General features: G+C 53.4%; 17 protein-coding genes and 2 pseudogenes. 9 read left to right on the top strand and 10 right to left on the bottom strand.

Annotated elements, in window-relative coordinates:
* Positions 1 to 197: 197 nt before the first annotated feature.
* Positions 198 to 572, top strand: a pseudogene (locus K3T82_RS48955) (serine hydrolase domain-containing protein); the annotation flags it as partial.
* A 119-nt stretch (positions 573 to 691) separates the two neighbouring features.
* Positions 692 to 1,267: a serine hydrolase domain-containing protein gene (locus tag K3T82_RS48950; protein WP_268886613.1), complete on the top strand. Its 576-nt coding sequence runs from the start codon at positions 692 to 694 to the stop codon at positions 1,265 to 1,267.
* Between the two features lie 260 nt (positions 1,268 to 1,527).
* On the opposite strand, the gene K3T82_RS02075 is transcribed toward K3T82_RS48950, so the two are convergent.
* Positions 1,528 to 2,520 (bottom strand): helix-turn-helix domain-containing protein, encoded by a 993-nt coding sequence (locus K3T82_RS02075; protein ID WP_220191841.1) that lies wholly within the window; start codon positions 2,518 to 2,520, stop codon positions 1,528 to 1,530.
* 186 nt (positions 2,521 to 2,706) lie between these two features.
* Here K3T82_RS02075 and K3T82_RS02070 point away from each other — a divergent pair, with 186 nt between their 5' ends.
* From K3T82_RS02070 to K3T82_RS49780, 6 genes and pseudogenes are all read left to right on the top strand, one after another.
* The gene (locus K3T82_RS02070; RefSeq protein WP_220191840.1) at positions 2,707 to 3,936 is read left to right on the top strand and encodes an MDR family MFS transporter; all 1,230 of its coding nucleotides are present in this window, start codon (positions 2,707 to 2,709) and stop codon (positions 3,934 to 3,936) included.
* 332 nt (positions 3,937 to 4,268) lie between these two features.
* Positions 4,269 to 4,745, top strand: coding sequence for a MarR family winged helix-turn-helix transcriptional regulator (locus K3T82_RS02065; protein WP_220191839.1), 477 nt, complete (start codon positions 4,269 to 4,271; stop codon positions 4,743 to 4,745).
* Between the two features lie 111 nt (positions 4,746 to 4,856).
* The gene (locus tag K3T82_RS02060) at positions 4,857 to 5,348 is read left to right on the top strand and encodes a nitroreductase family deazaflavin-dependent oxidoreductase (protein ID WP_220191838.1); all 492 of its coding nucleotides are present in this window, start codon (positions 4,857 to 4,859) and stop codon (positions 5,346 to 5,348) included.
* Positions 5,349 to 5,687: 339 nt separating this feature from the next.
* Positions 5,688 to 5,876, top strand: a complete 189-nt coding sequence (locus tag K3T82_RS49785) for a pentapeptide repeat-containing protein (protein ID WP_420799285.1) — start codon at positions 5,688 to 5,690, stop codon at positions 5,874 to 5,876.
* Between the two features lie 94 nt (positions 5,877 to 5,970).
* Positions 5,971 to 6,642 carry a Type 1 glutamine amidotransferase-like domain-containing protein gene (locus K3T82_RS02050; protein WP_220191836.1) on the top strand — a complete coding sequence of 224 codons (672 nt, stop codon included), beginning with the start codon at positions 5,971 to 5,973 and terminating at the stop codon, positions 6,640 to 6,642.
* A gap of 139 nt (positions 6,643 to 6,781) precedes the next feature.
* Positions 6,782 to 6,979 (top strand): annotated as a pseudogene (locus K3T82_RS49780) (IS701 family transposase); the annotation flags it as partial.
* Positions 6,980 to 7,156: 177 nt separating this feature from the next.
* Here K3T82_RS49780 and K3T82_RS02045 read toward each other — a convergent pair.
* Genes K3T82_RS02045 through K3T82_RS02035 form a run of 3 tightly spaced genes read right to left on the bottom strand, consistent with a single transcriptional unit; the run spans position 7,157 to position 8,419 of the window.
* The gene (locus K3T82_RS02045) at positions 7,157 to 7,864 is read right to left on the bottom strand and encodes a quinone oxidoreductase family protein (protein WP_220191835.1); all 708 of its coding nucleotides are present in this window, start codon (positions 7,862 to 7,864) and stop codon (positions 7,157 to 7,159) included.
* Positions 7,768 to 8,127, bottom strand: coding sequence for a hypothetical protein (locus K3T82_RS02040; RefSeq protein WP_220191834.1), 360 nt, complete (start codon positions 8,125 to 8,127; stop codon positions 7,768 to 7,770). The genes K3T82_RS02045 and K3T82_RS02040 overlap by 97 nt, the downstream gene beginning before the upstream one ends.
* A gap of 58 nt (positions 8,128 to 8,185) precedes the next feature.
* Positions 8,186 to 8,419 carry a hypothetical protein gene (locus tag K3T82_RS02035; protein WP_220191833.1) on the bottom strand — a complete coding sequence of 78 codons (234 nt, stop codon included), beginning with the start codon at positions 8,417 to 8,419 and terminating at the stop codon, positions 8,186 to 8,188.
* Positions 8,420 to 8,653: 234 nt separating this feature from the next.
* On the opposite strand from K3T82_RS02035, the gene K3T82_RS02030 reads away from it, so the two are divergent.
* Positions 8,654 to 9,223, top strand: a complete 570-nt coding sequence (locus tag K3T82_RS02030; RefSeq protein WP_220191832.1) for a MarR family transcriptional regulator — start codon at positions 8,654 to 8,656, stop codon at positions 9,221 to 9,223.
* Positions 9,224 to 9,276: 53 nt separating this feature from the next.
* Here K3T82_RS02030 and K3T82_RS02025 read toward each other — a convergent pair whose 3' ends face one another.
* From K3T82_RS02025 to K3T82_RS48945, 6 genes are all read right to left on the bottom strand, one after another.
* Positions 9,277 to 9,624 (bottom strand): zinc ribbon domain-containing protein, encoded by a 348-nt coding sequence (locus K3T82_RS02025; RefSeq protein WP_307810712.1) that lies wholly within the window; start codon positions 9,622 to 9,624, stop codon positions 9,277 to 9,279.
* Positions 9,534 to 10,502: a class I SAM-dependent methyltransferase gene (locus tag K3T82_RS02020; RefSeq protein ID WP_220191831.1), complete on the bottom strand. Its 969-nt coding sequence runs from the start codon at positions 10,500 to 10,502 to the stop codon at positions 9,534 to 9,536. The genes K3T82_RS02025 and K3T82_RS02020 overlap by 91 nt, the downstream gene beginning before the upstream one ends.
* Entirely contained in the window at positions 10,492 to 11,208 is a 717-nt protein-coding gene (locus tag K3T82_RS02015) for a TetR/AcrR family transcriptional regulator (protein WP_220191830.1), read from the bottom strand. Before K3T82_RS02015 ends, K3T82_RS02020 begins: the two co-directional genes overlap by 11 nt.
* A gap of 201 nt (positions 11,209 to 11,409) precedes the next feature.
* Positions 11,410 to 11,988: an aromatic-ring hydroxylase C-terminal domain-containing protein gene (locus K3T82_RS02010; protein WP_220191829.1), complete on the bottom strand. Its 579-nt coding sequence runs from the start codon at positions 11,986 to 11,988 to the stop codon at positions 11,410 to 11,412.
* Positions 11,961 to 12,428 (bottom strand): FAD-dependent monooxygenase, encoded by a 468-nt coding sequence (locus tag K3T82_RS02005; protein WP_220191828.1) that lies wholly within the window; start codon positions 12,426 to 12,428, stop codon positions 11,961 to 11,963. The genes K3T82_RS02010 and K3T82_RS02005 overlap by 28 nt, the downstream gene beginning before the upstream one ends.
* Positions 12,392 to 12,661 (bottom strand): FAD-dependent monooxygenase, encoded by a 270-nt coding sequence (locus tag K3T82_RS48945; protein ID WP_220191827.1) that lies wholly within the window; start codon positions 12,659 to 12,661, stop codon positions 12,392 to 12,394. Before K3T82_RS48945 ends, K3T82_RS02005 begins: the two co-directional genes overlap by 37 nt.
* Between the last annotated feature and the right edge of the window lie 81 nt (positions 12,662 to 12,742).

Below are 12,742 nucleotides of genomic sequence, written 5' to 3'. Positions count from 1 at the left end.
GAGTGACGTTAAGGTTGTTCACACCTTACAGCGCAGAAGGCCATCATGGACATGTACCTTTTATCAAAATGGGAAAACTTTCGGTGGATGGTAGATTCTTTGAGAAGAGGGGGACTGGACCAATTGCCAGTGGGTAGATAAAAGGAGCCGACCTCTCTGATTTGAATGACCGCCTGGAATGTAGGGAGCAGTTTGCCATGATATTGCTAGACGAACTGGAGCGATACTTCCAGCAACGCACGGGACAAGATGCCTTTTCAGGAGTCGTCCTGATCACGCGGGGCAATTCACCGTTGTTCGCGGGTGCCTATGGGTACGCCAGTCGCTCCTGGAAAGCGCCCAATACTCTCACGACGCGCTTCGATACCGCTTCAGTCACCAAACTTTTTACATCCGTCGCCATCTTGCAGCTGATTGAGCGAGGATTCTTTACCTTCGATACTTCGGCCATCGATTTCCTGGGCTTGCGGGATACCACCATCGCGCGCGAGGTGAACGTGTATCACCTGTTGACCCATACTTCAGGGATCGCGGATGATGCCGAGGAAGAGGACGGCGAGGATTACGCCGATATCTGGAAAACCAGAGCGAACTATGCTGTCACTAAGACCGCCGATTTTCTCCCGCAATTTGCGTACAAGCCCCCAATTTTCCGCCTGGTCAGGAGTGTCGCTACTGTAACTGCGGCTATGTGTTGCTGGGCCTCCTCATCGAAAAGGCCAGTGGTCTGTCCTATCGGGACTACGTCCGCCAGCACATCTTCATGGCAGCTTCGATGCTGCATTCCGATTTCTTCCGCATGGATCTGGTGTATGACGATGTCGCCGAGGGTTGCGATCCGCTCCGCGATGAGGATGGGACGATTCGGGCCTGGAAGAAAAATATCTATTCTTACCCGCCCATCGGGTCGCCCGATGGCGGTGCGCACGTGACTGCCAGCGACCTGGACTGCTTTTTTCGCAAGCTCAAAGCAGGCGCTTTGCTCTCTCCTCAGACCACGGCGAGATTTTTCACTCCACAGGTGCGCTACCATCGGACGCTGGAGGGCTGGGATCGTATGTATGGATATGGGATAGAGTTTGCTGTTGATGGTGCCGGAAAAGTCCTCTTAGCGCAGAAAGGAGGAATCAATGCTGGGGTAAGCGCGGTGATTCGTCATTACCCTGACCAGGATCTCAATGTCGTTCTGCTGGCAAATATCCAGCAAGGTGTGTGGGAACCGCTCAGGACGATTCATCGCTTGCTCAAGGCAGAGGAAGGCACTTGATAGCATCCGCTCAAAATCTTCTCTTTGAGAGATTCCTCTTTACACAACTTTCGGCATGCATCCCCAAGCAAGAATAATTCATGATCCCAGATAGCCGACAGGTTTCATTCACTCTACCTGAACCTATTTTGCGTTTCTTATGGAAGCATGGTGCTGAACGTTGTGGTTGATTGCGGCGCGAATTGTGCATGCAAGCGATTTCAGGTATTTACGCCTCACCTCCCACACACCTTATGAGTGTGTCAGATCCGCTTTTCATGTCATGTACCATCAGGGGCGCACTCTATGCGCCTCTCCCCTTGTTTTTGCTGAAAAGTCTGACGATATGCCTGTGGTGAAATACGCAGAAAACGCTGGAAGTGCAAGCGTAGCGTCGCCGCTGAATGAAAACCACAGCACGTCGCAATCTGCTCAACGGACTCGTTGGTCGTTTCCAGAAGACGCTGAGCCAGCACAATGCGCTGCTGAAGTATCCATTGATAGGGAGTCATCCCCAGGGTCGCGCTGAAACGGCGCGCGAAGGTTCGCTGGCTCATTGCGGCCTGGGCTGCCAGTTGTTTGATGGTAAACGCTCTGTCGAGGTGGGCCGCGATCCACGCCAGGGTCGCGCCAAAGGGGTCGTTCTCATCCAGGTCGGGAAAGGGCGTCTCGATATATTGTGCCTGTCCACCCTCGCGATGGAGAGGCACAACCATCCGCCGCGCGACAGCCGCGGCAATTTCAGCTCCGTAATCCTGACGCACAATATAGAGAGATAGGTCGATAGCTGCTGCCGTTCCTGCAGCCGTCAATACCTGGCTATCATCGACATAGAGCACGCGGGGATTGACCAGGACTTTCGGATAGCGCGCAGCCAGTTCCGCAGCCCAGGACCAGTGGGTCGTGGCCTGGCGCCCATCCAGCAACCCTGCGGCAGCCAGGAGGAAGGCTCCTGTGCAAAATGAGATCACACGTGTGCCACGCTGATAAGCCGTGCGCAAAGCCTCCAGCAAATCGTCTGGCGCGGCCGTGGTACGAAAACGAGGAGAACTGGGCACAATGATCATATCTGCCTCCGCAAGATGCTCCAGGTGGTAGGGAGCGTTCAGGAGAAGGCCGGTAGAAGTCCGAACTGGCCCTGGTTCTGTGGCACAAATGAGCAGCCGATACCAGGGTACCTTCAATTCAGCGCGTTCAACCCCAAAAATTTCCGTAGCTACTCCCAATTGAAAAAGATTCACTGCATCGTACGCAATGATCGCAATTGTATACATGGCAATTTCTGCATGCTTTCTGTCTCTTCTGCTGCTGGTAGGTCTGCTCTGTTGCTGGCAAAATCTTAACACATCGATTGTTTTTTGCCAAACAATGAGCAACTTGAGCAGACGTGGGATCACAACGGGGCTCGCCTCCAGTGCGATTGCCGCGCTGCACATCTCTGAAAGGATTTCATTTTGGACATGTCCACAAAGCGGCTTGCCACTTTTTTGCAGAACCAGCGCTTCTCGCGCCCTTTCTGGTTCCTGGTCACTGGCTCCTTTATCAACAAAGCTGGCAATTTTATCATGCCTTTCTTTACGTTGTATCTGGTCTCTTTTCACCATCTGTCTATCAGTGCAGCGGCGCTCATCATCTCACTGATGGGCCTTGGCTCGCTGGGTGCAGGGGTCTGTGGAGGGATACTGGCTGATAGAATTGGACGACGCGTAACGCTGCTCTTCAGTCTGGTCGCGACAGCTACCTTGATGCTGGCCCTCGGCTTCGCCCAGACGCTGCCTCTGATTATTCCGCTCGCCATCCTCTACCAGTTCTTCAATGAGCTCTTTCGCCCTGTGACCTCGGCGGCCATAGCGGATCTGGTGCCACCAGAAGAGCATACGCGAGCTTATGCCCTGCGCTATTGGGCGAACAACATTGGCAACGCGATTGGACCGCTCATCGCCGGGCTGATTGCCCCTATCTCCTATCTCCTCCTCTTTCTGGGAGACGCGCTCACAACCTGCAGCTTTAGCCTGCTGATCTGGTTCGGGGTACCTGAAACGGGTCAGAGTAACCGTTTGCATGTCAAAAAACAGCTGGAGAGGAAAGCACCCACCAAACTCCCTCTGCGCCAGGCTTTTACCGATCCCTGGCTTTGGTCCTACGCGTTGCTGGCGCTCCTGTTCGACTGTGTCTATGTACAATCGACGACTACGCTGCCGCTTGACATGTACGCACATGGAATGAGTACGCTGGCTTTCGGTACGGTAATGGCGGTAAACGCGGTTCAGATCGTTTTCGTTAGCCTGCCGCTGACCACACTTTTTCAGCGCGTCAATCGGCACCTTTCGCTGGCCATAGCCGCGCTGATGTTGGGCACGGGCATGGGCCTCTATATCTGGCTACATACGTATGCTGGCTATATCCTGGGAGTGCTGTTTTGGACCGTTGGAGAAATTCTCTCCTATCCGATTGCACTGGCGCTGATCGCAGAACTCTCTCCGCCCCTCCTGCGCGGCTCGTATCAGGGAATCTACAGCAGCATTCGCGCGCTGTCTTCGCTTCTCGCTCCCGCGCTGGGTGGCCTGATCCTTGAACAGGTAGGCTCAACAGCTTTGTGGAGCAGCTGTTTTGTGGTTAGCGCACTCATCGCTTGCGGCTATCTGATCCTGAACAAGCTGCGTGTGAGCCCTAACGTAAGCGTGAAATGAAATGAGCTTGAAGATGGCCTCTTTTACGATTGAGATCATGAAAAAAAACAACATAACCGCGAAAAAAATAGAACAACAATCTTCGTTTGAGTGAGATTCTCTGTTACGCGATAAGTATTCTTGCCAGCAACAACTCTTGTCCCAAAGGCAAACCGGAGCTGTATTATCAACATTCGGTCACTTTGTCATCGCCTTCGCATTGCTGTTTTTTGTCAGCGCCCCTTCTCGACTTGACGTGCGTTTGTATCCGTGCTACTATTTGCCATAGAGATATTTGCTACAGAAAATATCTCTATGGCAAATAGTAGCACTTGTAAAGGAGCTAAGGAGGAATGCGACCAGATGAAACGCTTGGTTCTTGGGTAGCCCTCGTCATGCATAGTCTCACCAACGCCTTTGCGGAGGTCTTACAGAGACAGTGCAAACACCTGGAAAAACCGTATACCATTACCCCTCCACAATGGGCCGCGCTTGCCTGGATTGACACTTATCAGGTCTTACCTATTGGGGTGCTCGCGCAGAAACTTGGGATCGATGCTTCTGTTGCAACTGGCATTGTGAAACGACTCGAGGTGCATGGTCTGATTGAACGGGTACATGACCAGATTGATCGCCGCATTGTTCGGCTTTCCCTTACCTCAGAAGGAAGCGAGATCGTTCATCAGCTCAACCCTGTGGTGATCGCTTTTAATGAACGTTCTTTTCATGGCTTCTCATTGGAGCAACAACAGATACTCCTGGAACAGTTACGCCAGATTATTTCCAATGTTGCTCTTGAAACCGGGTCTCGCCACGACAATCTCGTCTAACGGCAACATGAGAAAAACGACTGGAAGAGATATCATCTCTGTTCAAAGCACTCTGCATATCTGCGGAAAACGCGCGAGCGGAACGACGAGCAAGAAAGAAGAGAGCATTTTATGGCAAAAACCTATCAACCCTCATTTACTTTCCGTCTGGGACTCTTTATCACCAGGACCATGCTGCGTGTAGGTATCAGCATGGGTGGTATGACCCTGCTCACAGTACGCGGTCGCAAAAGCGGCCAGCTTCGTACCACGCCGGTGACCATCGTCACACAGAACGGTCAGCGTTGGATCACTGCTCCATTCGGTGCTGTCAATTGGGTGCGCAATCTGCGGGCGGCAGAGGGAGCCACTCTGAGGGTGGGTCATCACAAAGAAACGATCTCTGCGACCGAGTTACCCACCAAGGAGGCCGCACTTGTTCTGAAAGAACATCTTGGCAGCTTTCCCTCTTTTATTCGACAATATTACAACGTCGCCCCGACTTCTTCACTGGAGGAGTTTGAGACGGAAGCACCGCTCCATCCCGTTTTTCTTGTAAAAAGCCAGTCCAAGCAGCAAAGCACGGAGCGTAATGCCCCTGAAGGGGAAGTTCTCTTTTCCTGAGCGATACAAGCACAAGGAAACATGTTTGCTTCCGTGGGTGAAGCAATGGTTTGCTGTTTGTGTATCTCTGAGTGCCTTACGGCAAACCTTTTTCGGGCAAAAAGTCAGGTGGTACCTGCTCCGACCTCTGTGAGCAGCTCTCCCCGTAAGCGTGGATGGACAATACGTCGCTTTGAGCCATCTGCCTGTGATATAGTGAAAAGACGATAACGCCTCTAAGGACAGAGGCCCGTTTATGTCTTGCAAGAACCAAAGAAACAGGGAGCGCGCACGTCATGGCAAATCAGGAACTCGTTGATCTTCTCAAACAGGGAGTGGGGGGCATGGAATCAATGGAGACTGGCGAATCAATCTATCATACCCGATCTCAGTGGTGCCAACCTCTCTAAAGCCAACTTTCGTGATGCCAACCTCAGCGAAGCCGACCTCGGTGGTGCCAACCTCAGTGATGCACCACAGCCGCACTTCTTTTTGATGGAGATAGCATCGACCCATTATATGGCTCGAAGCCGGAAAAGAGCAAGCTAGGAGAAGTTTTTTGCCTTGTAAGGCGGTAGAATGCCTTGCATGTCATAGGACTGGAAAAGACGTTCAGCTCTTCATGGATTGGAAAGGAACCATCATGAAATTGCTTCTCACCTCGGCTGGCATCAAAAATCCGAGCATCCACAACGCGCTGGTCGGCCTACTGGACAAACCAATTGCCGAGTCCAGCGCCCTCTGCATCCCTACTGCGAACTACGCCCAGCGCCGCGGTGCCCTCAACGCATGGCGATTCATCAGCGGACAAGAACCCGAAACCCCCATGTGCGAATTGGGATGGAAGTCCTTGGGAGTGCTGGAGCTTACCGCGTTGCCCAGCATCGATAAAGAGCTCTGGGTCCCCATGGTCCGGGAGACTGACGTCCTGCTGGTGAACGGTGGCGATCCCCTGTATCTATGCTACTGGATGCGGCAATCCGGACTGACCGACCTCTTGCCGGAGCTTGAGAGCAAGACGGTCTATGTGGGACTGAGCGCCGGAAGCATGGTGATGACCCCCAACATCGGGGAGGACTTCGTCGGCTGGGAGCCTCCCACCGGAGGCGATAGAACGCTGGGATTGGTTGATTTTGCGATTTTTCCACACCTGGACAATCCCGATCTGCCGTACAATACCCTGACTCACGCCGAAAGATGGGCCGCAGGCATGTCGGTGCCAGCCTACGCGATTGACGATCAAACCGCCATACAAGTGGTTGATGGCATCGTCGAAGTGGTCTCCGAAGGCCATTGGAAACGGTTAAAGTCCTAAGGAAATACTCGCCAGGAGGATTGTTCGCCCAGGAGGCGTCCTTCGATGCTTGTTTGTTGCGTCTGTTCCCTTTGTCAGGTCTGCTTTTCTCAGATCGAGCGTCTCGTCGCGCCTTTACTCGCACGATCATGTGCAGGGAATAACGCCTCGGTTTGGGGGATTTTCACCTCCATTTCTTGATGTCTGGCGGTGGGGACAGGAACTCCAACTCCTCCATGCTCGTATCGCTCCCCATTTTGTTCGTTCAGAACCCCGGCGTCGGACACTCGCCTATCTCAAAGGAATCATCAGTTCCATGCAGAGGAAAAACGATTGGCAATTGGCAGAGCACGCCGGTTGTAAGTAGGCTTTCACGAGTGTTCTCCTTCCTCTTGTGCGCCCTCTCCGCAGTTCAGCCCGCGTCGGGGAAAGTGAGACATGCGAGCTCGCCATCATTGAGCAGGCTGATGATGGCGAGCTCGCATGTCTGTGGGAACGGCACTCACGCATCAGCCTTTATGCGCGCTGTAGAGGCTCAGGGAACAATGACTATGCGCTTGCCATAAACATCGGTGCGCTTCCAAGCGCTTTCCACGTCTTTGAGTGGCACCTGCTCAATATCAGCCTGGAGCTTGCCCGCTTTGATCCATTCCCACACTAAGATCGTTCCCTCAGCAACAGCCTCAGGAGTAATGCCGGAACCAGCGCCCAGCAGTTCGAGTCCAGATGTGCGCAGCGCCTGTGCAGGCAGAGAAATGGTTGGCCCGGCCATTTCTCCGATTTGTACGAAACGAATGCGGTGTCGGGCAAAGGAGAGTTCACGGGGCACAAGCGCTTCCAGGAGCAGTTCCGTTGGATGCCCCCACACAAAATCAAGGATCACCTGGTATCCTGATGCTCCGGCTTCCTGTTTGAAGGCTTCTACCAGTGCTTCGTCAGATTGTTTGAGGTCAATCACCGCGTCTGCGCCAAGCTCACAAAGCTTCGCAAGCTGTGCCGCGCTGCGCCCGGTGCCAATGACGCGCTGTGCCCCAAGTAACCTAGCGACCTGGATCGCCAGTTTTCCCGCAAAACCGGTTGCGCCATGAATTAAGACCGTCTCATCCGGTTGAAGCTTTGCCCCACACCTGAGCGCAAACAATGCGGTCAGCGTCGATGCAGGAACCGTTGCCGCCGTCGCAGCATCGACGCCTTCAGGGATCGGGACGCAATGGGTTTTGGGAAAGACCGCCTTTTCAGCCATCGAGCCATAAGGAGACCGCAGCCCCCAAAGCCGATGAGTTGACCATCCTCGCGCAGCGCTATGCCATCGGTCCCCACAATCGCTGGCAGCGTGGGGAGTAACTGGTGATTGGCATAATGTGTCCCCTTTGCCAGAGCCCGATCAAAGTTCTCCAGGGCTACGGCCTTCACCTGAGCCAGTATCTCTTCCTCAAGAGGGGTAGGATCGGGAAAATCCTCATAGTGCGGGATATCCCCGAAATGATGGAGTACAGCGGCTTTCATACGGGCTTCCTTTCTTTATCGGCTGATAGTAGAGCATATTCTGTTCGATCTCCCATGACTATTTTTGTGCAGTATGCCGTTCGACGAAGTTCCCAATGCTCTTCTGCCACGCTTTGAGAACCCGAGGCTGGTGTTCCCTGGCATGAGCAGCGGGCAGCGGGTGGTTCGGCAAAGGGTGATTTTGCCAGGGCTGATTTTGCCACGGACGGTTTTTCAGGGGTTCCATGTCTTCAGGCAGGTGAAAGCACGCGGAGAAAAGCTTATGTTGCCAACGGTTGAGCGTGCGAAGCATAGTTGTTTACCCTCTTTCTGTTGTGAAGCACTGGACTCGGGCCCTTGAGGAGGCGAGGCCTGGTGCCTTTTGTAACAAAATGGTTTCTCTGAAACCATTTTGTTTCCTAGAAACAATAATACTGTGGCCTGGCCGTCTTGTCAAGTTTGTTTCCAAGAAACTTTATTTTTTCGCAGATATTTGCTATAGTATTGAGGAACCAAAGAAGACGCGCAGACCTGGAGGAAGAGAACTGTGCCTGAAGCTGACAATAATCAACTGGACGACCACAACGAGATCACCGAGCTTTCCGCACGCATTCTTGCCTTGCTGGGTCTGGTCACGAAGCGTTTCGATTCAGATGAAAATGAGTCGTCCTGGCAGTGGTTTGCTCAGCACGCCAGCAATCCACTCATTGTCGATCTGCTACGCGAATCGACCACCACGGCCTTGCGCGTGCTTAATGCAATAGGACGATTGGAGCCCGCGAACGGTATTACTATTTCTGAACAGTTTCACATTCCAAAGGGCACCGTCTCGAAAATTACCCGGAGGTTGGTCGCTAAAGATCTGATTACCCAAGAATCCCTGCCAAATAACAAAAAAGAGATCTTCTTCCGTCTCACTCCCCTCGGCAAAGAGCTCTTTGAAGTGCATTGCGCCTTTGATGAGCAGATGGAGCGAGGTTTCCTGCGTTTCTTGCAGCGCTATAACGCCGACGAACTGCGGCTACTGACCCGCGTCTTGCACGATGCTACCGAAGCCTCTTTTTTGACCTTGGGACTTCAAGCACCGTCGCAACCAGAAAAGAAGGGTGATGACTGACGAGCAAAGTATTTCTTTCGTCAGAAGGAAGAGCTAAGTGAAGTACCTCACGCCTAAAGGCGGGGGTGCGCGACAGCGCTCGGTTGTCTGCGAAGAGGTAGCCGAGCATTGTGGGGCGGAAAGCGCCCCACAATGCTCGTGAGCAGTGGTCCTTGCTCCACATAGCGATGCTGCAGGTTGCATGCGGCGTTCTCATCTCGGTCGAGCTCTGCACCACAACTTGAGCAGGAGTGCCATCGCTCCGAGAGATCTTTGGGCACCAGGACCCCACAGCCACTACACACCTGACTTGTCTGCTGGGGCGTCATCTTCACCGATGTACAGCCAGCCTCTGCCGCTTTGCAGGCAGACAACGTGATGAACCGGCCCCACGCCGCATCCAAGATGCTTTTGTCATACATTTTTTAATTTCACCCGGCTCAGGATCGTGATCCGAGCTTGCATTCTCATAATGGTAAACGATGAGGCGTTCCATCCTCCGCAGCGTGGTGCTGACCTCCTGGGCGCGGAAAAGCGCACGTACCCAAAGCGGGAAGCGGGAAAACGCGACCAGTTCGCTTGGTCTGAATTCCTTGATCAGCTCCAACTTTGGCTCAAGCTGCTTGATGTCCTGAGGATCATCAAGGCCCCATTTGTAGGTTGCACCCGTGCCCCCGACGTTCGAGCCCGCTCGTTTCACAATGAACGGATTGCAGATATCGAAGATCATCTGACCTCTGGGGAAATGAGCGACCACCGCACCCAGAAGCGCTTTCACTTCTGTTCCGCTCAGGTAGTGCAGCACCCCCTCGGCTAGAAGCAGCCCGGGACGGTCCCGTGGAACCTCGTCTAACCAGCGCAAATCCGAGAGCGGTGCACCGACCAGGTGATAGGAGTTCCGTTCGGGGAACAGTTGGCGGCGCAGGTCAATCACATCGGGGTAATCCACATCGAACCACTGGACAGAAGCCGGTGGATCGATTCGGAATACACGGCTATCCATGCCGCAGCCCACCTGGAGCACGGTCGCATTCGGGTGATCCGCCAGATAGCGGTTCGTGAGCAGATCAAAGGTCGCGGCGCGCGTGGCGATGATGGTAGGTCCGATTTTGTTCCATATGCTCCACGAGCTCACTCCCTTGAGGGTCTTGCTCATGTCGTAGTCGATATGCCGCATCGCTTCTTCAGCCCAGGGATCACGCAAGATAGGATCTTTCCATTGGCTCTGGAGAGCTCGACCACTCAAGGTCATGAGCATCGTTTCTTTTTCTTTGGTAAAATGGATCTTCTCAGTTGTCATTGGTGCTCCTTTCTGGAAACTGTGCCTGCACCTCTTCAATTTTCCGGCGCATCATCGCTTTCCCAGCTTCGAGGTTCGCCCCCGCTTCCGGTGTAAGCAAGGACTCGCAGAGTTCAGCGACTGTTTCCACTAACTCATCAAAAGATGGCTGATTCGGCCTGTTGGAGTCATTGGGGGAGGCTGATCTGCGAGAAGAGAGAGCAGCAAGGATGGAAGGAGTCAGCGCATCCAGGATGAAAGCCATGGCACTTGCGTTCATGTCCTGACGAACGACTCCGATCTCTTGCATGGCCTGGAGATATTCCCGTGTCGGACCAGGATCAGGTGGCCAAGAGACGAAGAAGCTACTTGGCCTGGAGAGATATTTGCCAAATGTTTGCTCATCTCGTGTATACATCGCAGCCATCAATGGTAACTGCTTGAGGGCTGCGAGCAAACCCCGATAGACGCTGGCAACCGTGCCCCCGAGAGGATCATTATCGAGATAGCGGTTCCAGACTTCCGCATAGATGTTCAATTCCCGAAGCAGAAGGGCCTTGATCAATGCGTCCTTTGATGGAAACAAGAGATAGACCAGTCTGCGGTTTAAGCCGACAGCATCGGCCACATCGCTCATTGTTAATTTGTTATACCCATGCCGAAGCAACAATTCAGCGGTCACGTCCAGGATGGCCTGTTCGCGCTCTTTCTCATCAATCCCCATCATTTCTCACTTTCACAATATTTGTTCATCTGTTCTTCATTGTAGGCGCGCTTTCGTTGGGTGTCAAGACGAGGTACCCCCAAGATACGCGCGAAAATATACAGTAACGCAATTTATTCTATTTGATGCAGTGAACGTATTACTCTGAAGCACGGCTAGCAGCTTCAGAGCGATAGACTTCTTAGGAAAGCGTCAAATCAAAGGTTAAATCATGCCCACAAAGATGCTGGCGAGATAGGCCCTGACCTGCTCAAGTGAGAACGGACGACCGAGGAAACCAACATAACCATCCGGTCGGACCAGCACCAGCCCATCCTCGGAGATGCTGTACGCGCGCCCGAGCACTGCGTTTTCGTCGCAGATGAGGCGTGTCCCCAGATGCTCAGCTTCCTCTGTCCGGTGCGGAAGAATGAGCCAGGCTTCTACGAGATCGTTGTATGTGCCTTTGAGCCAGACATCTAGTTCCTGCCAGGCATGCAGACTGCGTTCGGGGTGCTTGCGATGGGCGAAGAAGAACAGCACATGATGCGTCCCCAGGCACAGTGTATGGGTCCGTGTTGGGGTCTCGCCGAGAAGAATCTGGACATCTGGCGCTCGCTCGCCAACGTGACACGCAAGCAGGAAACCTCGCCGCATCCCAGGGATCTCCAGGTGGTGCTCTGCAGGATATTCACGGACGATAGAGCTGCCGTGATAAGATACATCGTTCTGCGCGATGCGCGTCGCGATCCACTTCCCCATTGGTTTGAGGCTCGCTACCAACGTGATGATGCTGTTACGCAATCGTGAGGAGAACGCCCTTGCAGCAGTGCCAGATGCGAAAAGAGGTCCGTCCCTCGCAGGAGTTGGCGTCCAAATCGCTCGCGCTCAACCTCATAGCTCTCGAGGATACGAGGATGCGCCTCCCCTCGACTGACCAGCGCCAGTTTCCATGCCAGGTTGAAGGCATCTTGAATGCCCGTGTTCATGCCTTGAGGGCCGATGGGCGAATGAATATGGCAGGCATCCCCCACCAGAAAGATGGGCCCTTGGCAATAGTGACGTACTTTCCGCTGATTGACATGGAAACGGGAAGACCAGACAATGTCATTCACGTGAACCTCGTTCCAACCGCACTTCGCAAGAGCGTGTTGGAGTTCCTCCAGTGTTACGTCACCCTCTGGCCCGGTTTGTGGCCGATATCCAATCAGAAGACGGTATTGTTCCTGTGGCAGGGGAAGCACGCGATGAAATCCCCTTCCTGCCAAAAGAAGGATGCCTGGGAAATAGGCAGATAGCAATCCATGTGGACATCGGTAAGCGCGAAGGACTGCTCGAATGTCCATCCCTCGAAATTCAGCCCGAGCAGCGTGCTATGGGGACCATCACAGCCAATCAGCCAGCGTGTATGCACCTGCTCATGCTGGTCATCAGCCTCATCTCTCTCTTTCCCTACGATGAGCTGAAGACTCCTCATTTTGGAGAGAGCGACACTCGTTGTACGTCTGGTAACACTGGAGTTTGAGAGAACGAGTCATCAAAAGCTCCAGAGCATTCT

This window comes from Ktedonospora formicarum (assembly GCF_016587355.1).
Lineage (GTDB): Bacteria > Chloroflexota > Ktedonobacteria > Ktedonobacterales > Ktedonobacteraceae > Ktedonobacter > Ktedonobacter formicarum.
Note: the sequence above shows the minus strand (reverse complement) of the source record. Positions and strands in the feature narration are given on the sequence as shown.